This is a genomic window from Nesterenkonia flava (genome assembly GCF_031432335.1).
Classification (GTDB): Bacteria; Actinomycetota; Actinomycetes; order Actinomycetales; family Micrococcaceae; genus Nesterenkonia; species Nesterenkonia flava.
Genome location: NZ_JAVKGT010000028.1, coordinates 19020 through 41976, shown reverse-complemented (window position 1 = coordinate 41976; position 22957 = coordinate 19020). Strand labels below are relative to the sequence as shown.

The window sequence follows — 22957 nt, the reverse complement described above, 5'->3', positions numbered from 1 at the left end:
TTCTGAATCCCCTGGACACGCCCGGACCAGCAACACATTTATGGCCTATAACCCGACTCCGGCCCGGAGCACATATCCGAAACACATAAAGGGAAGGCCCTCCACGATTTTCGTGGAGGGCCTTCCCTTTTCACCAGAGCGGATGACGAGATTCGAACTCGCGACCCTCACCATGGCAAGGTGATGCTCTAGCCAGCTGAGCTACATCCGCATGAATCCACATATTACCGTGGATCCGTGCGCGATACTGGGATCGAACCAGTGACCTCTTCCGTGTCAGGGAAGCGCGCTACCGCTGCGCCAATCGCGCCTATTCAACTGTTGCACATCAGAGGCAAGCCTCTGACAAGCGAGGTGGGGACGGGAATCGAACCCGCGTATACGGCTTTGCAGGCCGCTGCCTCACCACTCGGCCACCCCACCGGGTCCCGTTTCCGGGTGTCGGGTTCGTGTCCCGCGAGCGGATGACGAGATTCGAACTCGCGACCCTCACCATGGCAAGGTGATGCTCTAGCCAGCTGAGCTACATCCGCATTATCGTCCTGCCTCAGCTGTTTTGCCGGGGCGTTTCGACGACATGACACTCTAACGCAGATCTTCGGCGAGAGTCCAATCGGACCCTTTCAGAGCGTGTCTGCCCAGTGTCCGAGGCACGTGGCAGACTTGTGGACAAATGACTGATCCCACCCTCGCACACGCCACAGAATTCGGGCGCATGTACTCCCGCTCGCTGTCCTCCGCCCCAGAAGTTCCTTCCATCACGACAGTGATCGGCCAGGAGGCTAAAGACATGACCGGCTGGGCCGGCCATATGGCAGCCACAGAGCTGGTCAACGATTCACGGCTGCCCGGCGCCGTGGGGTCTCCTGCGCAGCTGCGCACACTGGCGCGCAGCGCGTCGTCTGCGGCCGAACGGTTCCGCGACGCGGCTGCTGCACGGGGAGACCGGGTTCACGCCTATGCCGAACAGGTAGCGCTAGCAGCCTTGGGGCGGAGCGATGCGGACCCGGATGGCGCCCACGCTGTTCTTGCTGAGCACGGCGAGACGCGCTTCGCGGATCGCTTCGATGAATGGTGGGAGCTCTACGGCATCACGCCCCTGGCGGCTGAGGTCACCGTGTGGAATCACACGGTGGGCTATGCGGGGACTTTGGATTTGGTGGCAGAGGTCGGTGGACGGATCTGCCTGTTGGATTTCAAGACCAAAGGCCTCACAAGGGATGGCCGGGCCAAGCCGCTGAGCGAGTCGGTAGTGATGCAGCTTGTCGCTGGGATGCGTGCCGAAGAAATGCTCGTGGACGCAGCAGAGGGCACGTGGCAGCCCTGGCCGTATCAGGACGAGGCAATGCTGCTGGCAGTGGCCATCTCCGAGGCCGAGGTTGTACCGGTGCAGGCCTCCCCCGAGGTTCTGCCGGCCCACTGGCGCAAGTTCTGGGCGCTGCGTCAGGTGTGGGAGCACTCCCGAGTGGTCACGGAAGCGGGCCGAGCGCTGCGCCCCATCGGCCCTCCCCCGGCTGTCTCGGCTCCGCGGTAGCCGCTGACTGGCTGACTTTACTGACCCACCCAGTTGCCGTTGTGGTCGTACTGATCGGCAAAGATTGCAGGCGGCTGGTCGCCCTCTTCGAGCTCCACGGGACCGTTGCAGCCGAAGTGGCTCTGACCGCGGCAGGGGCCGGAGACTAATCGGCTCGATGAGCGCCAAATGTCGGCGTCGCCCGGTGCCCCGGAGACGGTGGCGGTGCCAGGGATTGCGACCCAGCCTGACGTTGTCCCCGTGTCGGAGTCAGTGACTCGGAATTCACCGTTGAACGTCGTGGTAAGGCTGACGGTGTAGACCCCGGTGTCGGTGTAGACGTGACTGGTGGGGGTTTGGGTGTCGGTCAGCGCTTGCTCGCCGGCGAGCGCCGCGCCCGTCGTCGTTGTGGTTCGCGTGGTTCCGTCGCCGTAGTCAAAGGTGTACCGGACTGGAACGGCCCTGATCTCGACTTGGAATCCCAGCATCTCTCGCTGGAGAACCTGACTCTCGACGTCCGCATAGACGTTGGTGTGCCGGTTGACATAGCCGAAGCCCAGCAGTGCTTCCTCGAACTCCACGCTGCCTCCGTCGATAGGCAGCTGGCTGAACTCCTCGACGACCTGCGTGTAGACCAGCTGTTCAGGAGGAAGAGAAGCTTCCGGTTCCTCTTCGTCGACGGCAGGCAGCACCGGGGGCTCCGGGCCAGGGCCATCACCCGAGGAAGGAAGCTCAATGAACATCAGTCCCGTTCCGGCACCACACATACTCAAGTAGTTAAGCGACTCGTTGCCGGTATTGACCCCGCCGAAGCCAGCGGACAGCACACACGGAACCGGCACCATCGCCTGGCACAGAGGATTAATCCGTTGCTCTTCCATGCAGTAGAAGGCAGAGCGCCAGTTAATCCCTGGTGACTCCCCGTCCGAGGATTGCGTGGGAGGTAAGTTCTCCCCAGCGGAGTCACCAGGCGACGGATTCGGTTGCTGTATTTGGTTGCTTCCACCGCCTCGACCTCCTTCTGAGCTTTCCCCGACATCAGCATTTATCTCGCCATTGCGCACCCACACTTCAAACGCCCGCTCACGCCGCTCGCCCCCAAAACCATCAGGTAGGTCCTGAGCCGCAACGACAGGGCTGGAACCATTCACCACTGCGCTAGCTATCAAAGCGAATAGGGCGACGACGTGAAGGAAGCGCCTCATCATCTTTCGTCCTCCGAAGTGATTTCCCCCGGATTTATTTCCTCGTCCTCCGGATCGTATACGCCGAGGTAGTGCAGCTCCGAGATACGCCATCCGTCATCAAAGACCAGCACTGCGCTCCAAGATGACTCTGGAGTCGCCCCCTTCTCCACCACGAGTTCATCCGCCCAGTAACCCTCAAAGGCTCCCTCTACGATGCGAAAAAGTCCGGAGGCAATATCGTCCTCCTCTAGGCGTACGTAAACACCGACAATTTCGCTGTCCTCTTGAACGAACCAACCGTTCTCGTAAGCCTCGACGAGATCCGTTTCGAAAGCTTCGCAAACCATACAATCTTCCGTCCCCAGAGACTCCAGGAGCTCCACGTCACCGGTATTTCGGGCGTAGTCATGAACTTTCCAGTAGTGCCGGAGGGCAGCCTCGGCTCCTTCTTCTGTCGGTTCGTAGATCTCCTCTGGCGGCTCAGGGGCGGGCCAATTCTGCGCTGGACCTTCCGATGAGGCGGGAACCGGCGTGGGATCCGACTCAGGCGTATCGGCACTCTCGGAGTCATCGGGCGCTTCTGCAGGAGATGTCTCCTCAGAGCCGACAGGCCCGACCTCATCAGCCGAGGCAACAGGCGTGCCGTTCTCGCAAAGATGCGGGGCACTCTCCATGGGTTCGCAGTCCTCATCGCCATTCCCGCAAGCGCTGAGAAGGACTGCGGCCGCAGCCACAGCTGTCGTCTGTCGAATCGTGCCCCACCGAGACTGGGGCGCCTCTGTTCTCACCACAGAAAATCCGTTCATTCGTCACTCACGATGCTCACCTTCGAACACCGACCCCCATCCCCCGATGAGCGTGTGATGTTCCCGAGCCTAACCAGGCCGTTACAGCCAACACCAGACCTTCAGAAGAATCTGTGGAGAACCTCAGGCCCGCCCGCAGGCCCTCGCCAGATCGCCACACATCACAAACTGCAGGTCATAGGCGTGGGGCAACGGAAAACACCCGCAGATGTTCCAGAGAGGCGTTGAAAAGTCCCCTCGGTGAAACGATCGCGTGATCGGGGCGGCGTACTGCCGGCCAAGAGGACCTACCGCACCCGACCAGCGGCCCCGCAAGATATCGCGACCCCCTCTCGGCGCACATGAGCGGAGGCAGATGAGAGAATGAAGGCCATGTCTGTTCTGAGCATCCGCATGATCGGTGACCCGGTCCTCCGCACCCCCTCCGCCCCCGTCGACTTGGAGGGAGGAGCCCCGGAACCCCGCATCACCAAACTCATCGCAGACATGTACGAAACCATGGACGAGGTCCGCGGCATCGGCCTGGCCGCGCCCCAGGTCGGAGTCGGACTGCGGATCTTCACCTACAGCGTTGACGGGGTGCGCGGCGCCGTCATTAACCCGCAGCTGGAGCTCTCTGGCGAGACGTCCTTCACCCCGCGCAGGGTGGAGGACGGCCCCGCCGAGGGAGAGAATCTCCTGCGCGAGGGCTGCCTCTCCATTAAAGAGATCTACGGTCCTGTCGCCCGTCCTCAGCGGGCGCGGCTGACCGGCACCAACGAGCACGGCGAACCCGTGGACGTCGAGGCCACCGGTCTGCTCGCTGCCTGTTTCCAGCACGAAGTGGATCACCTCGACGGCAAGCTCTTCATCGACCGCCTCACCGGTGACGACAAAAAGACCGCCTACCGTGCACTTCGAGCCCAGGAGGCCGCCCGATGAGTGAACTCGCCCCGCCCGCCGCACCCCTGATCTTCGCCGGGACTCCGCCGATCGCCGCCCAGTGCCTCCAAGGACTGCTCGAGTCCGGACAGCACATCGCCGCGGTGCTAACTCGCCCCGATGCTCCCGTGGGACGCAAGCGCACCCTCACACCCTCCCCCGTAGCTCAGGTCGCCGAAGACGCAGGGCTTCCCGTCATCAAGACCGCCAAGGTCACCGAAGAGACCACTCGCACACTGTCCGAGTATTCACCCGCGCTGGGCGTCGTCGTCGCCTACGGCGCCCTTCTGCCCCAGCACGCCCTGGACGTTCCGGAGCGCGGGTGGGTCAACCTGCACTACTCCGCTCTCCCCCACTACCGCGGCGCCGCCCCCGTTCAGCACGCCATGCTCAACGGGGAGACCACGACGGCGGCCACCATTTTCCAGCTTGAGGCCGGTATGGACACCGGACCGGTCCATGCCAGCGCCGAGTACCGGATCCCGGAGCTGACCTCCGCCGGCACCGTGCTGACCGAGCTGACAGACCTCGGCACCCGCTTGCTGGACCGCCTGATTCCCCAACTACTGAACGGGGACTCCACCCCCACCCCGCAGTCTGGAGTACCGAGCTTCGCGCCCAAGCTCACACGCGAGGATGCCTTCATCGATCCGAACCGCCCCGCACAGGAACTGGTACACCGCATCAACGCCACCATTCCTGAACCAGGGGCGTGGACCTTCAACGGAGAGAACCGCATCAAGCTCGGCGTGGCCCGCGCCTATGAGCAGGACCTGCCCGACGACGCCGAACCCGGGCAGGTCCTCCTCCTCGACTCCGACCGAGATGAGAAATCCACGCTTGTGGTCCTGGCCGCCGGCGACCGCCGCGGCGTGGTGCTGACCCAGGTCCAGCCGGCCGGTAAGCAGATGATGAACGCTGCCGACTGGCAGCGCGGCCTGAGCCGCGATGTACGCCTGGGAGGCACCCCGTGACCGAACACCGCAACAACCCCGGGACAGGCCAGGGCGGCGAGCGCCGCAACCACAAGGGCCGCCAGCGCTCCCGGGGACAGAACCGCTCCGGGCAGCCGCGCCAGTTCAGCAAGGCCGCACCCTCTCAGCGTCGTCGCAGCGCAGACCCGGCACGCCTGACCGCCTTCCGAGTCCTGCGCGCTGTCTCCCGGGACGACGCCTACGCCAACCTGGTGCTGCCCGCCGAGATCCGGCGTGCCAAGCTGGACAAGCGCGACGCCGGCTTCGCCACGGAGCTGACCTACGGCACCCTGCGTGCCCACGGCACCTACGACCAGCTCCTGGCCCAGTGCGTGGATCGCGAGCTCAGCGCTCTGGATCCCTCCGTTCTCGACGCCCTGCGTCTGGGAGCGCACCAGCTGCTCGCCATGCGCGTGAACACCCACGCCGCCGTCAACGAGACCGTGGGGCTGGTGCGGGACCAGATCGGTGCCGGCCCCGGAGGCCTGGTCAATGCGGTACTGCGCCGTCTCAGCGAGAAGACCTTCGATGAGTGGATCACCGAGCTCACCCAGGGCCAGTCCGAGGAAGAGGCCGTGGCACTGCGGCACGCACATCCGGCCTGGGTGGTACGCGCCCTGAAGCAGGCCCTGCGGCTGCATGGACGCGGGGACGACCTGGCAGACCTCCTGGCGGCCGATAACGCTGCCCCCGAAATTCACCTCGTAGGCCTCCCGGGAATGGCGGAGGAGGCCGGGCAGAAGCATCTCGCCGCCGCAGTGGAACACGGCGCCGTGCCCAGCCAGCTGATCGACGGTGCCGCAGTCTTCCGCGGCGGAGACGTGGGCCGGCTTGACGGCGTCCGCGAGGGCCAGTTGCGTGTGCAGGATATCGGGTCCCAGTGGATCGCTCGCGCGCTGGCCGAACCCGCCGTTCAGCCTGCCGAGAAGTGGTTGGACCTGTGCGCCGGACCCGGCGGAAAGGCCTCCCTTCTGGCGGCACTGGCCGCCGAATTCGACGTGACTCTCACCGCCAACGAGCCCGCGCCTCACCGCGCCGAGCTGGTGCGCAAGGCCCTGTCCCCTGTGGCGGAGCGGGCCTGGAACGTGCGCACCGGTGATGGACGCACCATCGGCCAGGACGCCCCCGGCCCCTACGACCGGATCATCGTAGATGCGCCCTGCACCGGCCTGGGAGCCCTGCGCCGGCGTCCGGAGTCCCGGTGGCGTCGTCGCCCCTCGGACCTCGCGGAGCTCACGGTCCTTCAGGAGCAGCTGCTCGACACCGCCGCTGACGTCCTCGCCCCCGAGGGGTTCCTGGCCTACGTGACCTGTTCACCGCACCCGGCCGAGACCGTCGCCCAGGTCCAGGATCTGCTGCGCCGACGCCCGGAGCTTGAGCTTCTCGACGCCCACGAGGTGATGGCCGACGTCGCCCTGCCCCAAGGCGCGGAGCTGATCAACTCTCGCCCGGCGGTCACCGATCCCACGGCTGCCCGCTGTGTGCAGCTGTGGCCGCACATTCACGGCACCGACGCCATGTTCTTCGCCCTGCTGCAGAAGACCGACTGACCCCCTGCAGCTCAACCTCAATACAGCTCAATGACGAGCCCGACCCGCGAAAGGGACCAGAGATGACTGCGATTCACCCGAGCATCCTCAGCGCCGATTTTGCCAATCTCAAAGAGGAGCTGGGGCGTATCTCCAGCGCCGACGCAGTCCATGTGGACGTGATGGACAATCACTTTGTTCCGAACCTGACCATTGGCCTGCCCGTGGTCCGTGCGATTCGCCAGGCTACAGACCTTCCCCTGGACATCCATCTCATGATCGACGACGCCGACAAGTGGGCTCCGGGCTATGCCGAGGTCGGGGCGGAGTCGGTGACCTTCCACGTGGAGGCCGCAGCCCGACCTCAGCAGCTGGCGCGGACTCTGCGCTCGCACGGGGCCAAGGCCGCCATGGCCATCAAGCCCGGCACTGACTTGGAACCGCACCTGAACATGCTCGGCGAGCTGGACATGCTGCTGATCATGACCGTAGAACCCGGGTTCGGGGGGCAGGCCTTCATGGAGGACATGCTCGCGAAGATCGCTGCGGCCCGGCGCGCGGTGAATGACCTGGGAGGCCGGGTCGCAGTGCAGGTAGACGGCGGCATCAACGCCGAGACCATCGCCCGAGCGGCCGAGGCCGGGGCCGACACGTTCGTGGCGGGTTCGGCGGTCTACTCCGCCGAGGACCCCGATGCCGCGGTGACGGCACTGCGGCAGCTGGCGGAGTCCGCGATCACCACCTCGCCTGAGGTCCGACCCCAGTAGCGGAGCGCCGCCCTCCCCTGAGGGCGGCGGATCACTGCTCGAGGATCTTCTCGACCTCATCCATCGTCAGGGGACGCCAAGGGGATCCGTCGGGGTCCACGGCAGCAGCCTCCGGGCTCTCTCCCTGTGTCCACCACTTGGCCTCGTACGGAATGTCCTCGACTACGACGCGCTCACCCCGTTCGTAGGTCTGCTCCCCTGACCATTCGTCGTACGTTCCTTCAGGGAGGGTGGGGCGCGGCATCGGCCGGTCGCCGGGCAGCACCGGCCCGATCAAGTCCCACGGGGTCTCCCACAGGTTCACCACCGGGTCATCGGGCAGATCCCCCCGGGTCCACCATTTGGCCTGGTAGACGCTGCCGCGCCACACCACCTTGGTGCCCTCCAGATAGGCCGCCTCTTCGTTCCAAATCGGATAGGGGCTGGTCTCCGGGTCATCGACGACGGGTGTAGTCTCCTCTGACACCTCAGCTGTGACCGTCCCAGCGGCTCCAGCAGCCCTCCCGGTGAACCCCGTGGCGAGCAGTTCGGAGAACCGGACACCATCCTGCTGAACGCCGCTGCATGCGTCGGAGACTCGGTCGGTGTTCGGGTAGTTAGGGCCGCAGGTGATGTCACGGTTCAGCGACCACATAGACATCCGGCCCAGGCCCTGCTCCTGAGCGAACTCGTTGAGGCCCCGCGCATCCTCGAGAGTGAAGATTTCGCCGGGCACATCGTTCTGCCCGATCATGGGAGTGGCACCGATCTTGTGCCACAGCTGATCGTCGCTCAGGGCTACGCCTGCCTGCCGGTAGAGAGCGCCCAGCTGACGGTGCAGCGACCGCAGAGAATCGACCGAGGCCTCCAGCATGGGCAGGTCGCCACGGGCCTCCCCGTAGTTCATGGTCATGACGTTGACACCCGCGAGGTCAACACCGGCTTCCAGCATCGCTGCGACGACCTCAGCGCCCTCAGAGCTGAGGCCCTGGGGCACCACCGGCAGGGTGAGCCAGACCGCAAGAGGCTTCTGTTGCTCACGACTCATGTGCTGCAGCTCGGCAACGGCCTCCGCCCGGCGCTGGATGCTCTCGGCATCCTGCAACGCGGGGCCCTCAATGTCGAGATCAATCGTGGTGATGCTATACCGGTCGATGACCTGACCATAGGCGTCGATGAGCTCATCGACGGAATCACAGGCCACGGCCAGCTCAGTGTTGATCGCCCCGCCGAAGGAGATGACGATGTCCCCGCCCGATTCCCGCAGTCGCGCTATCCGGCGATCCAGGTCCATCTCGTAACCCGCGGCGTCAAGCGAATAGTGTGTCCCCCAGCTGGGTGCGCATGTGTCCTCAGCTTCAGCGACGATGAAGGAGAGAACGACGTCGTCGGCCCGGGAGGGCACCTCAGCGGGCGCTTCCTCAGCACCCGTCTCCGAGGGTCCTTCGGGATGTGGTGCGCCGGCTTCGAAGGCGTAGCGGGGCACGGCAGTGACATCTACGTACCCTGCGTACCAGGAACCGCCGACGTCGTCTGCCTCAGCCCCACTCATCATCCGGACTCCCAGAACGGTACCCACGACGATGGTCGCGAGAACCACGAGGGCGAGAACCGTTCGAATCTTGGACAGCCGCGGTGCAACCGAACCGCTCATGCTGCCAGCTCCTTCTCGTCAGTTCTGATTCTGGTGTGCCGCGCGGGACCCGCGGAGCCGATACTCGCCAGAGCAGGGTCCGCGGCAGGACGGTGCCGGCGCACCGAGGGTGAGAGCGGCCGCTGCGAAGCCTCTCGGTAGGCGACCCGCCCTTCCTCCAGCACAAGGCGCCAGTCCAGCTCGGGAGCAGTCTCAAGACGATCCTTCGACTCCGTGGACTGGGCGGCGGCCTGACGATCACGGCGGCGTGGCCTGGTGGTGTGCAGCATCTGCCACAGACCCAGGACGAAGTCCACGACCGAGGCACGCAGCCCGATGTAGGCGATGATCGCCCAGCTCGCCCAGAACGCGTTAAAGCTTGCGTAGATCGCATTGCCCCAGTTCTGCTGGGAGAAGTCCCGCCAGAAGGTGAAGATTGAGAACACCACGATGAGGGCCGGGATGAGAACGTACAGCCACGGTGAGGCGGTCCTGTTCTTCACCTTGGGTGTGCGGGCGAACGGGATCTTCTGTCCTGTCATGCCTTGCTGGAGGGACTTCAGCACCCCCGCCAGGTTGACCGGGAGCAGGATCAGATTGAACCCGTAGATCCGGAAGATATCGCTGAACTTGTAGCCGGTCTGCCGCAGGTCTGCGCCCATGGTCAGGAAGTAGGGCACCGCCGCGGCGATGATGAGCGGGCTGAGCAGGCGGCTGTCATACGGATATGCCAGCAGGAACAGCAGCCCCACCGAAGCCCACGCGATCGATGCCATGTAGTTGACCCGCAGCAGCACCTCGCCGGCACGGATCTGTTCCCCGGCTCGGCGTCGTGCCTGGAGCTGGCGCCAGTACTTGGGCAGGATGAGTAGGCCACCGTTGGCCCAACGCCTGCGTTGGACCACCAGGGACCCGAAGTCCGGTGGGGTGGCGCTGTAGGACAGGCGCTCAGGGTAGTTGGTCAATGACCACCCATGGGTGCCCAGATCGATGCTGGACTCCGTGTCCTCGATCACCGTCCGGTCCTGCACGAATCGGGTGACCTCGAAGCCGTCCTCCCACGAGGTCTCTGCGATATCCCGCAGCGCCTCGGTACGGATGACCGCATTGGCCCCCACCCAGAACGTCGCGCCGAAGTGCGTCATCCCCTGGTGCAGCAGATGCTGGATGTCAGTGGTGGCCCCGGCAAGTCGCTCGATCCTGCTGCCGGCTCCGCGGAATGATGAGTAGGGGGTCTGCGCGACGGCGATCCGCTCATTGCCCGGACTCTGCATCAGGTGCACCAACCGCAGGCAGTACTCCGGCAGGAGCAGGGAATCTGCGTCCAGCGTCAGCACGAAGTCGGCCGCAGGGACCACCAGGTCCGCCTCGCCCGCCTCCTCGGATTCAGCCGAGCCGATCTTCTCCAGCACCCGGCCGCAGGGACGCTGCACCAGACGGTATGCCCCGTCCAGCAGCCCCAGATAGGCATTGAGATTCATCGCTTTATTGGCCTCGTGGGAGAGTGAGACATAGTGCTTGCGCTCGAAGCTGCTGAGGCGGGCGGTGAAGATGCGCTCCAGCCGGCGGTAGAGCTGGCGCATCCGATGAGCCCGGGGCAGCTCCCCCGCCTCAACCGCGAGCCGCAGTGCCTCGGCGACTGTTCTCAGGTCTCGGGCCAGCCCGCCCAGCACCTGATCGGTAAAGAATGTGTCCACGTGGTCTTCGTTCCGCTGTGCCTCGGCCAGACTGGTCAGCCAGCGGGAGGCCCAGTAGTAGTGGCCCGCCAGCACCGCGACCTGTTCCTCCGTGACGTACTCGCTGGGCACCGGGAGCACCGAGGTGCTGCGGTACCGGGCAGCCTGACGTTTCGCCGTCTGCTGCCATTCACCCAGCTCTTGCTCGAAGGCGTCCAGCGCTTCAGCCATCCGGGCGCGAGGGACCTCCAGCTGCGCTTGAATCGCCGCCGGAACGGCCCGGGTGCGTTCCAGTCTCTGGCGCAGTTCATCCTCGGTCGGGTGCGGTGCATCGTCGATGAGCAGCACGACGGAAAGCTCGGGGTACTCCTGCAGTGCCGCCGACCAGAGGGTCTGGGCGACGACCTCAGGCTCCTCCGCGTAGGAGGGCACCAGCACCGTCATCGGCGGCTCAGTGTCCGTAAAGTGCTCATCCAGCTCCACTCGGGTGGCACGGTGATGATCGCGGAAGCGAAGCAGCGCGCCGTGGCGAGCCAGAAGGTACATCAACGCGGAGAACGTCAACATGGTCACCACGACCACGTAGGACGCTGCCTCCATGTGGAAGCGGAAGTTGTGCCCGCCGTGCTCGATGAATTCGCGCAGCACGGTGGTGACGACATAGCTCGCCCAGAACAGCAGGGTGGCAAGGATCGCCAGTCGACTCATGGCGATCCTCTGAGCGGTGGGGCGCGGGTGCTCCACCGGTAGAGGTGTGAAGCTGCGCTCAGTGCCGATCTGTCGGCGACGGGCAGTAGCAGGCATAGGTGTCCTCGGGTACGGCTGAGCAGGCTGCATCAGGGCAGAGAAGGGAGGGAACCTGCGTTAGCTTAGGACCGAGCACCGGGGAAATCATTCAAAACTGAAGAAAACAGGTGGAACCAAGTAGTTCATTTCACGAAGTCCCGTGGTTTACCCCGTGGTTGCCACGGGGTAAACCACGGGTAACCACGTGGCGAACACCGGGCACCGGGCACCGGGCACCGGGCACCGGGCACCGGGCAGGAGACTACTGGCGGAGTAGCTGACGCAGCTCGCGCCGGGAGTGCAGCCCAAGCTTGGCGAGGATATTCGCAACGTGATACTCCACCGTGCGCACAGAGATCACCAGGTTTTCGGCAACCTCGCGATTGGTGCTGCCGCGAGAGACTGCTACAGCAATCTCCCGCTCCCGCGGGGAGAGCTGCTCCATCACCGGCAGCACGACCTGCGGAACCGGAGCCGTCAGGGCGGGCAGCGCTCGGTCCGAAGTCCGCTCCGGGGCGAGGCTGCGTGCCTGCGACCGTATGGTGTTCAGCAGTTCGGTAGACCGGGCCAGCAAGGTCTTGGCGTGGCATGACTGGAAGACCGTGGCAGACCAGACGAGGTGTTCCAAGACGCTGGAGCGATACCGATCTAGTCGTTCCGGGTACTGGGCCACCAGCGCCGCCATATCGAGGCCCAGCAGCGCCCTGTAGAGGCCCCGTCCACCGCCCTCTCCGGTCAGTTGGGTGGGACGGAGCGGGGGTGCGGCGTCGAAGTACCGCGCCACCTCTTCAAAGTGCGTCATCGCCTCCTCCGCCTCGCCGCGGCTCCACGCCTCGAAGGCTCGGGTTCCGGTGACTGCGGTGAGCGAGACATCATCCCGTGCAGGAACCTCGCTGGCCAGGGACCGCATGATGACCCGGAGCATCTCCGGCATGCCCGCGTAGAACAGCTCACGGGCAAGCATTCCGGCCGGCTCCACGCCCACAGTGATCCATCCCTCAGAGGAATGGCGCATGGTGGTGAGCAGCTGAGCCGATGCCTCAGCGTCCCCCGTGGCGGAGGCTCCCCAGGCCTTGACCCATGTAACCAGCCCTGTGACCACCGGCCCTGGGTGCGGCAGCCGCTCGAGAGTCTCGACGATCTCAGCCACCGCCTCCCAGTCTCCCCGAGCGGCGGGCACCAGGCATGCCACCGCGTAGGCCATCAGCGAGGTAGTGTCCTCGTTCTGCAGCAGGGTGTGTCCTGCCGCAGCGGCTGCGTACTCCTGCGCTTCGTGCCACAGCCCTGCGGAGAAGAGAACGAGCGCCAGCTGCACCTTGGCGTGGATGGCGTATGACGTCAGGGCGGCGTTGGTCACGGCGGCTGGAAGCAGGTCCTCATAGGCGGCCTGGATATCGCCCAGCTGGCGCAATCTGGCACCGCGAACGCTGCGCAGGGCTGTCCGGACGATCTCTGTGCCCGGATACTGCTCCAGTCGGTCGATGGCTGCCGTGATTTCATGGATGATCGCGCCGGCCTCGGCTGGGTTCTGCTGGCAGGCCACATGCCAGACCTGGATCATTGCCTTCAAACTCGTGACGTGTCCGAGCTGGTACGCCGGAGGCTTTTCACCCGTGGTCTGGGAGATGAGCTTTGCACGTTCATTGCGCAGCTGCTGCTCCCAGGATTCAAGCTGGCGCAGGGTTCGCTGCAGCAGCTCGTTGGACTGCAGCGGCGAGCCGCGCACCACCATATGGGCACTGGTATCTGAGACGGCGTGGGCGTAGACCGCCAAGCCCTCTGGGGACCAGTGCGCCGAGACGTACCTCTCCAGCTCGAAGAGCGCCTGGTCCGGCTCGTTCCGCTCCAGGGCGATCAGGGCCATGAGACCGGCACGGGTTTGGCTTGGCGGCAGGGCCTCGACCACGTCGGCGAACTCTGTCAGCTGCTTGGCCCGGCCGACCGAGACTCCGAGCTGGACCAGCTGGGCCAGGGTGCGCTCAGACGCACACACGGTCGAGGCGAGGTGCGTCAGCTCAAAGGCCTGCTCGATGTCTCCCGCGTGTGCGGCAGTCTGTGAAGCCTCCATCAGCTGCCCGTGCAAACGTTCGCGATGGTCGTTTCCGGAGTCCAGCATCAGGGCGGCGGTCTCGTGGCGCAGCGCGTCGAAGCCTGTGGTGATTCCCATGAGGGCTCGGTGGATCTCTGCCTCGGCCTCACGGGTGAGCTCCGCACGCAGCCCTCGGGCCACGGTGACATGCTCGATGGCGTAGCCGAATGTGGGAGCGTCCCATCGCACCACGTGAGTGCCCATCAGCGCTGCCACATCGACCTCCTGGGCCAGCACCTGCTCCATCTGATGCTTGGAGAGGGGCTGACCTGCGGCGGCAAGGACGTACAGAGCCTGGCGGGTCTGGGCATCCGGTGTCTCCACTGCGGCCGCGATGTCCCTCAGAAATGCGGTGGTCTCCGGGTCAGCGAACAGCGTGCGCAGCGTATGGTCGAGTCCGCGCTTCCCGAGGTGGCGAGCGCACAGCCGGTCCGCGACGGATTCGACGAGCCGTGGATACCCGTCTGTCGCACGCCGGACGGCCCGCGCCACCGCCATCCCCACGGGAAGCCGGAGGCGACTCTCCAGGTACTCCATAATCTGCCAGTCCGGCAGCGGATCCAGAGAAATATGGGTTCCGTGCGGGCTGGCCTGAGCCAGACGGATGAGCCTGCGCACCTCGGGCCGCTGGGTGGGGCGTACGGTCATGATGACCAGCACAGGCCCCTGATCCAGCACGCTGAGCCCCTGCCAGAAAAGCTCGGCGCTGCGTTCGTCCACGTGCTGAAGCTCGTGGACGGTCACCAGCGCCGGGGTGTCGAGGCGAGCTGCGTCCCGCAGCCGCACAGTCAGGACGCGATCCAGGTTCTCAAGGGTAGTTCCCGGAACCTGGAGCAGGTTCAGAGCCGCTCCCCCTGGTACCTCACGCATCCGCTCGTCCAGGACCACACCGAACTCAGGCCAGTCCTCCAGACCTTCAAGTGCCTGACGCAGCAGACTGGTCTTGCCCACTCCGGCGGGGGCTTCAATGACGACGAACTGGGTATGTCCGCGGCGCACACGGGAAACAGCCTCGGCGATCCGCTCCAGTTCGGCGGCGCGGCCGACAAAGGTATGCCCGGTGGTGACCGACATCGGTACATCCTCTCTGCACGGCAGTCATACCAACGACCTCACCTTAGCGAAAGCTGGAGGTGAAATGTACGCCGTCGCGATGAAAGGCACGGACTGCCGCCGGTCAGACCGCGGATCCGCCCCGGATACAGAAAAACCGGCGGCGGTCTCAACCTTCCCCTGAAGAGACCGCCGCCGGTATGGCTCATACTCTACCGATAATTCCTGCGCCTGTCATACCGGCGCCTCTCGGTTCAGTCGACTCAGCGGAAACCGAAGCGCGGCTGGACCACGGTCGGACTGGAACCGGCTGGTTCAAGCTCCTCGCGGCGAAGCTCCTCAATGGCCTTCTCAAAGTCTTCGAGGTTCTCGAAGCCCCGGTACACGGAGGCGAAACGCATGTAGGCGACTACGTCGAGCTTCTTCAGCGGGCCGAGGATGGCCAGCCCGACGTCGTTGGCGTCCACCTCGGCGTTGCCGGAGGCACGAATGGTCTCCTCAACCTCCTGGGCCAGCACAGCGAGGTCATCGTTGGACACGGGGCGCCCCTGGCAGGCCTTGCGTACACCATTGATGACCTTGGAACGGTCGAATGGCTCGGCAGCGCCGGAGCGCTTGATAACGCTCAGCGAGGTGGTCTCCACGGTGGTGAAGCGCTTGGAGCAGACTGGGCACTGGCGGCGTCGCCTGATTCCCGAGCCGTCCTCAAGGGTGCGCGAATCCACCACGCGCGATGAGTCATGGCGGCAGTATGGACAGTACATAGGGCCTCCTCTCCCTGAGCACCAGGATACCCACTACATATCGTGCCCCCAAAGCGGCTGGGCACAATATCTGGTGGTGGAGCGCTCTACTGCTGTCGCCGGGAACGCCCCAGGGGTTGCGCCGAGTCCTGGGCCCGGCCAAGATCGAAGCACACTGTCCGCTCGAGGCCCGGCAGGAGCATCTATGACAGGGTCTGGCCCAAGCACCCGCGAGGAGGCGGCCGCGCGCACAGCCCGAGCTACTGTGATCTCCGGAGCAGCGTTCGTCGGCGTGGCACTGCTGCTGCTCTACGCCGGATCCACCGGCCCCGTGGAGGAGCTGGCACGCAGTCGGGGCACCGACCAGATGAACGGCGCCGCACTGCATGCCTTCGTGGTCTCCATCATCACCGTGGTGACCCTGGGCATCGGCGCGGTGCTCTACCTATGGGTCTGGGTCATGCTGCGCTCGGGGTCCCGTGCTGGACGCAACATCGGCGTGGGCGCCCTTGTCCTCGGGGTGCTGTGGATGGTCCTCTACGCCGCACCCGAGGTCTTTGGCCTGGCGAGCTTGCAGCAGACCGCTGGACTGGGGATCACCGCCACCCTGATGTTCCTTCTCTGGGCCGGAGCCAGCCTCTGGTGGCTGGTGACAGCCTTCTCCTCCGCATGGCGCGGACCCGCACACGACCTCTAGGCCATTTTGAGACAGGCCGGGCCCAGCAGTGCCTTCAGGTCACCGAAAAGGGCGGGCGAGGGCGTGACCTGAAAGTCATTGCCCAACCGCATAATCTCGACCTTCTCGCCATTGACCAACCGGATGTGCACATCCGAGCTGCCTCGATGAGCCTTCAGCGTCTGCCCCAGCTCGGTCACGGTCTTCTCTGTGGCCTTCTGCATGGGCATCTGCAGGACCACCGGCCCTGAAGTGCCGTCCTCGCTGACCTCCGGCACGGTGACGTCCATGGCCTTGATGACCACTCCGCCGTCGTCGCGCCGGTCCACGTTGCCCTTCACCGCCACAATGAGATCCTCGGCCAGCACCATGGAGACGGCCTGGTACGTCTTGCCGAAGAACATGACCTCGATGGAGCCGACCATGTCTTCCACCGTGGCCCGAGCGTAGGGATTGCCGGACTTCGCCACTCGTCGCTCGAGTCCGGTGATCATGCCGCAGATCGTAATGACAGCGCCGTCGGGCGGGCCCTCCTCGGAGACGACGCCGGCAATGGAGCGATCCGCGTGCTGGGCAAGAACACGCTCCTTGCCCTGCAGCGGATGATCGGAGACGTAGAGTCCCAGCATCTCCCGCTCAAAGCCCAGCTTGTCCATCTTTTCCCACTCGGGGATCTCAGGGATGGGCACCGCATCAAAGTCGTCCATGCCGTCGTTGCCGGTGGACATGGCACCGAAGATGTCGGTCTCGTACTGCAGTGAGTCCTTCTTCTGCTTCACCGCCTGGTCGATGGCCTGCTCATGAACCGCCACCAGCGCACGGCGCGTATGACCCAGCTCGTCGAAACCGCCCGCCTTGATCAGGGATTCGATGGTGCGCTTGTTGCAGACGTGCAGCGGCACCTTCTTGAAGAAGTCACTGAAGGACTCGAAGGCGCCCTGTTCGGTGCGCGCTTCGACCATGCCAGCCACCACATTCGCACCCACATTGCGCACAGCCCCCATGCCAAAGCGAATGGTGTCGTCACCGACGGGCGTGAAGGTCAGGTCGGATTCATTGATGCTGGGCGGGGTCACCGTGATTCCCATGCGCCGGCACTCGGAGAGATACATGGCCAGTTTGTCGCGGTTCTCACCCACCGACGTCAGCAGAGCGGCCATGTACTCGGCCGGGTAGTTCGCCTTCAGGTACGCGGTCCAGTACGCGATAAGACCGTAGGCAGCCGAGTGGGCCTTGTTGAAGGCGTAATCGGAGAACGGCAGCAGGATCTCCCAGAGCGTGGTGATCGCCGCTTCGGAGTAGCCACGCTCCTTCATACCCCCCGAGAAGATCTCGAACTGCTTGTCCAGCTCAGACTTCTTCTTCTTGCCCATCGCACGGCGGAGAATATCCGCCTGTCCCAGCGAGTAGCCAGCCACCTTCTGCGCGATCGCCATCACCTGCTCCTGATACACGATCAGGCCGTAGGTGGTGTCGAGAATCTCCTTGAGCGGCTCCTCCAGCTCGGGGTGAATCGGAGTCACGTCCTGCTGCCCGTTCTTGCGCAGCGCGTAGTTGGTGTGCGAGTTCGCACCCATGGGCCCGGGGCGGTAGAGTGCAATGGTTGCAGAGATGTCTTCGAAGTTATCCGGCCGCATCAGTCGCAGCAGCGAACGCATCGGTCCGCCGTCGAGCTGGAACACACCCAGCGTGTCACCGCGGGCCAGCAGCTCATAGGCGGGCCGGTCATCCACCCCGAGCGTTTCGAGGTCAATCTCTACGCCCTTGTTCTGCTTCACGTTGTCCAGGGCGTCGGAGATGATCGTCAGGTTGCGCAGACCCAGGAAGTCCATCTTGATCAGGCCCAGGGTTTCACAGGTCGGATAGTCGAACTGCGTGATGATGGCGCCGTCCTGCTCGCGCTTCATGAGCGGGATGATGTCGATGAGCGGATCAGAGGACATGATGACGCCGGCGGCGTGGACGCCCCACTGGCGCTTCAGTCCCTCCAGACCGGTGGCCAGGTCGAAGATCTCCTTCAGCCGGGGGTCGCCCTCCACGGTCTCGCGCATCTCAGAGGCCTCGGCGTAGCGCTTGGAGCTCTTGTCGAAGATATCCCCCAGCGGCATGGGTTTGCCCTGGGCGTCCGGCGGCATCGCCTTGGTCAGGCGCTCACCAGTCTGGAACGGCTCACCCATCACGCGCGCGGCGTCCTTCAGGGCTTGTTTGGACTTGATGGTGCCGTAGGTGACGATCATCGCCACGCGCTCATCGCCATACTTGTTGACGACGTACTGGATCACCTCGGAACGACGACGATCATCGAAGTCCACATCGAAGTCAGGCATGGACACGCGGTCCGGGTTCAGGAAGCGCTCAAAGATGAGCCCGTGCTGCAGCGGGTTCAGGTCGGTAATGCGCATGGCGTAGGCGACCATCGAACCTGCACCGGAGCCACGCCCGGGTCCCACGCGGATGCCGTTCTCCTTGGCCCAGTTGATGAAGTCCGCGACCACGAGGAAGTAGCCGGGGAAGCCCATCTTGGTGATCACGCCGATCTCGTACTCGGCCTGCTTGCGCACGTCGTCGGGAATGCCGTTGGGGAACCGGTAGTGCAGGCCTTTTTCGACCTCCTTGATGAACCAGGACTCCTCCGACTCGCCATCGGGTACGGGGAACTTCGGCATATACGAGGCCGACTCGTTGAACTCCACCTCACAGCGCTCAGCGATGAGCAGCGTGTTGTCGCAGGCTTCGGGGAAGTCCCGGAACAGGTCCCGCATCTGCGCCGGGGACTTCAGGTAGAACTCCTCTGACTCGAACTTGAAGCGGTTGGGATCATCCAGGGTGGAGTTGGACTGCACGCACAGCAGCGCGCCGTGAGCTTTGGCATCGTGAGCGTGGGTGTAGTGAAGATCGTTCGTGGCCACCAGCGGGAGATTCATCTCCTTGGCCAGGCGCATCAGGTCGGTGCGGACCCGCTTCTCGACCTCGATGCCGTGGTCCATGATCTCGCAGAAGAAGTTCTCCTTGCCGAGAATGTCGCGGAACTCTCCGGCGGCCTTCTTGGCCTCCTCGTACTGACCCTGGCGCAGCCGGGTCTGAATCTCGCCGCCGGGGCAGCCGGTGGTCGCGATGATTCCCTTGCCGTAGGTCTGGAGAATCTCCCGGTCCATACGCGGCTTGTAGAAGTATCCCTCCAAGGAGGCCAGCGACGAGGCGCGGAAGAGGTTGTGCATGCCCTCGGTCGACTCAGCCCACATCGTCATGTGGGTGTAGGCACCGGCGCCGGAGACGTCATCAACGCCGTCGCCGAAGCGCACGCGCGTACGGTCTGTGCGATGGGTGCCGGGGGTCAGGTAGGCCTCGATGCCGATGATCGGCTTCACGTCATGGGCCTTGGCCTTCTTCCAGAACTCATAGGCACCGAAGATGAACCCGTGGTCCGTGGTGGCGATGGAGGACATGCCGAGCTCTTTGGTCTGCTCGAAGAGCTCATCGATCTTGGCGGCTCCATCGAGCATGGAGTACTCGGTGTGGTTGTGCAGGTGGACAAAGTCTTGCTTCATCGAAGGCCCTCCTAGGCTTCCAGGATCTCCAACGCCTGACGCAGGTCTGCCGGATATTCGCTGCGGTAGCTCACGTCCTGCCCCGTGCCCGGGTGGGTGAATCCCAGCTCCACCGCGTGCAGCCACTGCCGCGTCAGTCCCAGCTCGCTGGCCAGGTGGGGGTCAGCACCGTAGGTCAGGTCTCCGGCGCACGGGTGTCCCATCGCCGAGAAGTGCACGCGAATCTGGTGGGTCCGGCCGGTCTCCAGAGTGATGTCCAGGAGACTGGCACGCCCATAGGCTTCCAGGAGCCGGTAGTGCGTGCGCGCGTCGCGCCCGCCGTCGATGACCGCGAAGCGCCAGTCGTGGCCCGGGTGCCGGCCGATGGGGGCATCAATGGTGCCTTCATGGGGATCAGGTAGTCCCTGCACCAACGCGTGGTAGGTCTTGGAGATGGTGCGGTTGCGGAAAGCGTCCTTCAGCAGCGTGTAGGCCCGTTCAGTCTTGGCCACCACCATCACACCGGAGGTGCCGACGTCGAGGCGGTGCACAATCCCGCGGCGCTCTTGGGCGCCGGAGGTTGCGATCTCCACCCCCTGAGCCAGCAGCCCGCCGATGACTGTGGGGCCGTGCCAGCCCGGGGACGGGTGAGCGGCAACGCCGACGGGCTTGTCGACCACCACAATGTCGGTGTCCTCGTGCAGCAGGTGCAGGTCTTCCACGGGTTCAATCCTCAGTTCGCTGGGATCCGTCTTCTCGGGGATGTCCACGGCGATCAGCGCCCCGGCGGGTATCTTCTCCGACTTCTTCACCAGCGCTCCGGCGGCACGTCCGGACTGACTGTGGGCTTGGGTGCGGTCCTGGGCCCATCGCACGCGATCATCGGTCAGCCAGGCTGCCGCCTCGGTGCGGGACGTGTCGCACAGGGCGGCGACGACGGCGTCGGCTCGTTTGCCTGCCAGCTCTGCAGGAACGGTGAACTCGACCGGTCCGGGGTGCTCGTCAAGAGGCTCCTCTGTGATGACCGGTGGATCGGTGGGGAAAGACTTGCTCATGCGGGGGCGTCCTTATCGGCTGCGGCGTCGTCCTCGGGAGCCTTCTCGGTCTCCTCGGCGCTCTTCTTGGTGTGGCGGGTGCCATCCATTTCAAAGCCGAAGACCATCAGGGCGCAGAGGCCGATGATTGAACAGACGATGAAGGAGTCCGCGATGTTGAAGATCGCGAATCGAGGCACTGCGATGAAGTCCACCACATGCCCCTGGGCGAAGGAGACGAACTCGCCGTCTACCAAAGAGGGGGCGCGGAACAGCCTGTCGGTCAGGTTGCCGGCGACTCCCCCGGCCAGTCCACCCAGCGCCAGGGCCCACGCCCAGGAGCCGCCGAGCCGGCGCGAGTGCCAGATGACGAATCCCAGCACGCCCACCATGACGAGGGTGAAGAACCAGGTGTAGTCGGTGCCCATGGAGAAAGCCGCGCCCGGGTTCAGGTGATAGCGCCAGTAGAGCACCGGCGGGAGCGCATCGATCTGCTCCCCCAGGGTCATATTGCGCTCCACCCAAATCTTGGTGACTTGGTCAAGGACAAAGGCTAGGGCCGCGACCCCTCCGGCGAGGAGGAGCGCGGCCCTGCGGCTTGGTGTTGTGGAGGACTTCGGCATCCCTGTGATTCTACTTGGGAGCCGCCGTCTTAGCGATTAGGAGCCGGTGGCTTCCTTCTCGATGGAGCCCTTGGTGTTCAGCTCGTTGAGCTGGGACTCGATGTAGTCCTTCAGACGCGCACGGTAGTCACGCTCGAACCCGGTGAGCTCGCTGACCTTCGACTCCAGATCTGCCTTCTTCCGCTCCAGGGCGTTGAGGGTCCGAGTGGAGGTCAGTTCCGCCTCTTCGATCATGTTCTCGGCACGGGTCTCGGCGTCGGTGATCAGCTCATCCCGCTTGGTCTCGCCCTCGAGGATGTAGGCTGCGCGAGTCTCCTCACCCTCAGTGATGAGTTCCTCACGCTTCGTGGTGCCCTCGGTGATCAGCTCCTCGCGCTTGGCCGTACCCTCGCTAATGAGCTCTTCCCGCTTAGCCTCGCCCTCAGCGATGTAAGCGGCGCGAGTCTTCTCGCCCTCCTCGATGTAGCGCGCACGAGTCTGCTCGCCCTCGGCCACGTACTGATCGTGGAGCTTCTGCGCCATGGCCAGCACACCGGCGGCCTCGGCGGCAGGGCCCTCGCTGCCGGAGGAGGCCGGTGCAGGCTCCTGGGCAGGGGCGGGGCGCTCCTGGGCCGGACGGGTGCCCAGCGCGTACTCGGGGTAGGCCGTGACGTTCGGATCAGCCTTGAGCTCCGACTCCTCGCTGCCCTGCTCAGCGTCCTGCTCGGTGTCCTCGTCCTCAATCCGGTCAAGGGTGCCCGTGACCTCGGCCGCGGTGCCCGCGTAGCCGGAGAGACCGGCGTCCTTGAGATCGTCAGGCTCGACGTGACGAGGATCGTTGTCAAGCTGATCCTGGAGCTTCGAGACCTCAGCTTTGAGCTCCTCGTTCTCCTGAATCAGGCGACGCCATTCGACGACGACCTCATCAAGGAAGTCATCGACCTCGTCCTTGTCATAGCCGGGACGAAACTTGGTCTCCGGGAACTCCTTGTTCAGGAGATCTTCGGGAGTCAGAGCCATGTAAAACACCTCATCGAGTGGCCGGGAAGCGGGCTAGTCACCGCACAGAATACCCACGGTGCGCCACAGCCCTCGACCTCAACCTTCAAGTCGGGGTTTCACGGTGTTAGTCCCGCGGGCGGGGAAACCCCGCCTGCCGACTCAGAACGAGGTGGCGTGGAGGACTGACTTACCGATCACCGTGACAAAGAAGAGGATGATGAACCCCATGTCCAGCGCAATGCCGCCCAGCTGCAGCGGCGGGATCTTCGACTGAATCCACCGAATCGGTGGATCGGTGACGGAGTACACGCCCACCGCAAGCATCAGCGCCAGGCCCTTGGGGCGCCAGTGACGCGAATACTGGGTAGTGATGTCGAAGACGATCCTGATGATCAGGGCAAACTGATACAGCGTCAGGAGCAGATAGAGCGGTGCGGTAATGAGGTCCACGGAGGTTTAG

The 22957-nt window shown here is 64.5% G+C and carries 17 protein-coding genes and 4 tRNA genes; 6 read left to right on the top strand and 15 right to left on the bottom strand.

Going from position 1 to position 22957, the window contains the following annotated elements:
• Window positions 1–137: 137 nt before the first annotated feature.
• The 4 genes from RH857_RS10560 to RH857_RS10545 form a co-directional block, all read right to left on the bottom strand.
• Window positions 138–211, bottom strand: a tRNA-Gly gene (locus RH857_RS10560).
• Between the two features lie 27 nt (window positions 212–238).
• Window positions 239–310 (bottom strand) — tRNA-Val (locus RH857_RS10555).
• Window positions 311–352: 42 nt separating this feature from the next.
• Window positions 353–423 (bottom strand) — tRNA-Cys (locus RH857_RS10550).
• Window positions 424–459: 36 nt separating this feature from the next.
• Window positions 460–533, bottom strand: a tRNA-Gly gene (locus RH857_RS10545).
• A gap of 140 nt (window positions 534–673) precedes the next feature.
• On the opposite strand from RH857_RS10545, the gene RH857_RS10540 reads away from it, so the two are divergent.
• Window positions 674–1534 (top strand): cytochrome, encoded by an 861-nt coding sequence (locus RH857_RS10540; protein ID WP_310537936.1) that lies wholly within the window; start codon window positions 674–676, stop codon window positions 1532–1534.
• Window positions 1535–1551: 17 nt separating this feature from the next.
• On the opposite strand, the gene RH857_RS10535 is transcribed toward RH857_RS10540, so the two are convergent.
• Both RH857_RS10535 and RH857_RS10530 read right to left on the bottom strand, forming a co-directional pair.
• A complete protein-coding gene (locus tag RH857_RS10535; RefSeq protein ID WP_310537935.1) occupies window positions 1552–2394 on the bottom strand; it encodes a PKD domain-containing protein in 843 nt (280 codons plus the stop codon).
• 323 nt (window positions 2395–2717) lie between these two features.
• Window positions 2718–3374 (bottom strand): DUF6318 family protein, encoded by a 657-nt coding sequence (locus RH857_RS10530; protein WP_310537934.1) that lies wholly within the window; start codon window positions 3372–3374, stop codon window positions 2718–2720.
• A gap of 504 nt (window positions 3375–3878) precedes the next feature.
• Between RH857_RS10530 and def the strand changes: the two genes are divergently transcribed.
• The 4 genes from def to rpe all read left to right on the top strand — a co-directional run bounded on the left by def (window position 3879) and on the right by rpe (window position 7697).
• Window positions 3879–4427, top strand: a complete 549-nt coding sequence (gene def, locus RH857_RS10525; protein WP_310537933.1) for a peptide deformylase — start codon at window positions 3879–3881, stop codon at window positions 4425–4427.
• Window positions 4424–5401 (top strand): methionyl-tRNA formyltransferase, encoded by a 978-nt coding sequence (gene fmt / locus RH857_RS10520; protein ID WP_310537932.1) that lies wholly within the window; start codon window positions 4424–4426, stop codon window positions 5399–5401. Before def ends, fmt begins: the two co-directional genes overlap by 4 nt.
• Complete coding sequence (locus RH857_RS10515) at window positions 5398–6951, top strand: RsmB/NOP family class I SAM-dependent RNA methyltransferase (protein WP_310537931.1); 1554 nt, start codon at window positions 5398–5400, stop codon at window positions 6949–6951. The genes fmt and RH857_RS10515 overlap by 4 nt, the downstream gene beginning before the upstream one ends.
• Before the next feature lie 62 nt (window positions 6952–7013).
• Window positions 7014–7697 (top strand): ribulose-phosphate 3-epimerase, encoded by a 684-nt coding sequence (gene rpe / locus RH857_RS10510; protein ID WP_310537930.1) that lies wholly within the window; start codon window positions 7014–7016, stop codon window positions 7695–7697.
• A gap of 31 nt (window positions 7698–7728) precedes the next feature.
• Here the strand turns inward: rpe and RH857_RS10505 are convergent, their stop codons facing one another.
• The 4 genes from RH857_RS10505 to nrdR all read right to left on the bottom strand — a co-directional run bounded on the left by RH857_RS10505 (window position 7729) and on the right by nrdR (window position 15677).
• Window positions 7729–9330: a chitinase gene (locus RH857_RS10505; protein WP_310537929.1), complete on the bottom strand. Its 1602-nt coding sequence runs from the start codon at window positions 9328–9330 to the stop codon at window positions 7729–7731.
• Entirely contained in the window at window positions 9327–11789 is a 2463-nt protein-coding gene (locus RH857_RS10500; RefSeq protein WP_310537928.1) for a glycosyltransferase family 2 protein, read from the bottom strand. The genes RH857_RS10505 and RH857_RS10500 overlap by 4 nt, the downstream gene beginning before the upstream one ends.
• A 244-nt stretch (window positions 11790–12033) precedes the next feature.
• Complete coding sequence (locus RH857_RS10495; protein WP_310537927.1) at window positions 12034–14934, bottom strand: LuxR C-terminal-related transcriptional regulator; 2901 nt, start codon at window positions 14932–14934, stop codon at window positions 12034–12036.
• Between the two features lie 242 nt (window positions 14935–15176).
• Window positions 15177–15677 carry a transcriptional regulator NrdR gene (gene nrdR / locus RH857_RS10490; RefSeq protein ID WP_310537926.1) on the bottom strand — a complete coding sequence of 167 codons (501 nt, stop codon included), beginning with the start codon at window positions 15675–15677 and terminating at the stop codon, window positions 15177–15179.
• 184 nt (window positions 15678–15861) lie between these two features.
• Here nrdR and RH857_RS10485 point away from each other — a divergent pair, with 184 nt between their 5' ends.
• Window positions 15862–16353 (top strand): hypothetical protein, encoded by a 492-nt coding sequence (locus tag RH857_RS10485; protein ID WP_310537925.1) that lies wholly within the window; start codon window positions 15862–15864, stop codon window positions 16351–16353.
• Here RH857_RS10485 and dnaE read toward each other — a convergent pair.
• From dnaE to RH857_RS10460, 5 genes are all read right to left on the bottom strand, one after another.
• Window positions 16350–19880 (bottom strand): DNA polymerase III subunit alpha, encoded by a 3531-nt coding sequence (gene dnaE / locus RH857_RS10480; protein WP_310537924.1) that lies wholly within the window; start codon window positions 19878–19880, stop codon window positions 16350–16352. The genes RH857_RS10485 and dnaE overlap by 4 nt on opposite strands.
• 11 nt (window positions 19881–19891) lie before the next feature.
• Complete coding sequence (locus RH857_RS10475; RefSeq protein WP_310537923.1) at window positions 19892–20914, bottom strand: RluA family pseudouridine synthase; 1023 nt, start codon at window positions 20912–20914, stop codon at window positions 19892–19894.
• The gene (gene lspA, locus RH857_RS10470) at window positions 20911–21516 is read right to left on the bottom strand and encodes a signal peptidase II (protein WP_310537922.1); all 606 of its coding nucleotides are present in this window, start codon (window positions 21514–21516) and stop codon (window positions 20911–20913) included. The genes RH857_RS10475 and lspA overlap by 4 nt, the downstream gene beginning before the upstream one ends.
• 36 nt (window positions 21517–21552) lie before the next feature.
• On the bottom strand, window positions 21553–22515 hold the full coding sequence (locus RH857_RS10465) for a DivIVA domain-containing protein (RefSeq protein ID WP_310537921.1): 963 nt from the start codon (window positions 22513–22515) through the stop codon (window positions 21553–21555).
• A 141-nt stretch (window positions 22516–22656) separates the two neighbouring features.
• On the bottom strand, window positions 22657–22947 hold the full coding sequence (locus RH857_RS10460) for a YggT family protein (protein WP_310537920.1): 291 nt from the start codon (window positions 22945–22947) through the stop codon (window positions 22657–22659).
• Window positions 22948–22957: the final 10 nt, after the last annotated feature.

Excerpts from the sequence above, each read along its gene's own strand:
- RH857_RS10540 (WP_310537936.1), top strand. The coding sequence starts at position 674 with ATGACTGATCCCACCCTCGCACACGCCACAGAATTCGGGCGCATGTAC.
- RH857_RS10535 (WP_310537935.1), bottom strand. The coding sequence starts at position 2,394 with ATGGAAGAGCAACGGATTAATCCTCTGTGCCAGGCGATGGTGCCGGTT.
- RH857_RS10530 (WP_310537934.1), bottom strand. The coding sequence starts at position 3,374 with ATGGAGAGTGCCCCGCATCTTTGCGAGAACGGCACGCCTGTTGCCTCG.
- def (WP_310537933.1), top strand. The coding sequence starts at position 3,879 with ATGTCTGTTCTGAGCATCCGCATGATCGGTGACCCGGTCCTCCGCACC.
- fmt (WP_310537932.1), top strand. The coding sequence starts at position 4,424 with ATGAGTGAACTCGCCCCGCCCGCCGCACCCCTGATCTTCGCCGGGACT.
- rpe (WP_310537930.1), top strand. The coding sequence starts at position 7,014 with ATGACTGCGATTCACCCGAGCATCCTCAGCGCCGATTTTGCCAATCTC.
- RH857_RS10505 (WP_310537929.1), bottom strand. The coding sequence starts at position 9,330 with ATGAGCGGTTCGGTTGCACCGCGGCTGTCCAAGATTCGAACGGTTCTC.
- RH857_RS10500 (WP_310537928.1), bottom strand. The coding sequence starts at position 11,789 with ATGCCTGCTACTGCCCGTCGCCGACAGATCGGCACTGAGCGCAGCTTC.
- RH857_RS10495 (WP_310537927.1), bottom strand. The coding sequence starts at position 14,934 with ATGTCGGTCACCACCGGGCATACCTTTGTCGGCCGCGCCGCCGAACTG.
- nrdR (WP_310537926.1), bottom strand. The coding sequence starts at position 15,677 with ATGTACTGTCCATACTGCCGCCATGACTCATCGCGCGTGGTGGATTCG.
- RH857_RS10485 (WP_310537925.1), top strand. The coding sequence starts at position 15,862 with ATGACAGGGTCTGGCCCAAGCACCCGCGAGGAGGCGGCCGCGCGCACA.
- dnaE (WP_310537924.1), bottom strand. The coding sequence starts at position 19,880 with ATGAAGCAAGACTTTGTCCACCTGCACAACCACACCGAGTACTCCATG.
- RH857_RS10475 (WP_310537923.1), bottom strand. The coding sequence starts at position 20,914 with ATGAGCAAGTCTTTCCCCACCGATCCACCGGTCATCACAGAGGAGCCT.
- lspA (WP_310537922.1), bottom strand. The coding sequence starts at position 21,516 with ATGCCGAAGTCCTCCACAACACCAAGCCGCAGGGCCGCGCTCCTCCTC.
- RH857_RS10465 (WP_310537921.1), bottom strand. The coding sequence starts at position 22,515 with ATGGCTCTGACTCCCGAAGATCTCCTGAACAAGGAGTTCCCGGAGACC.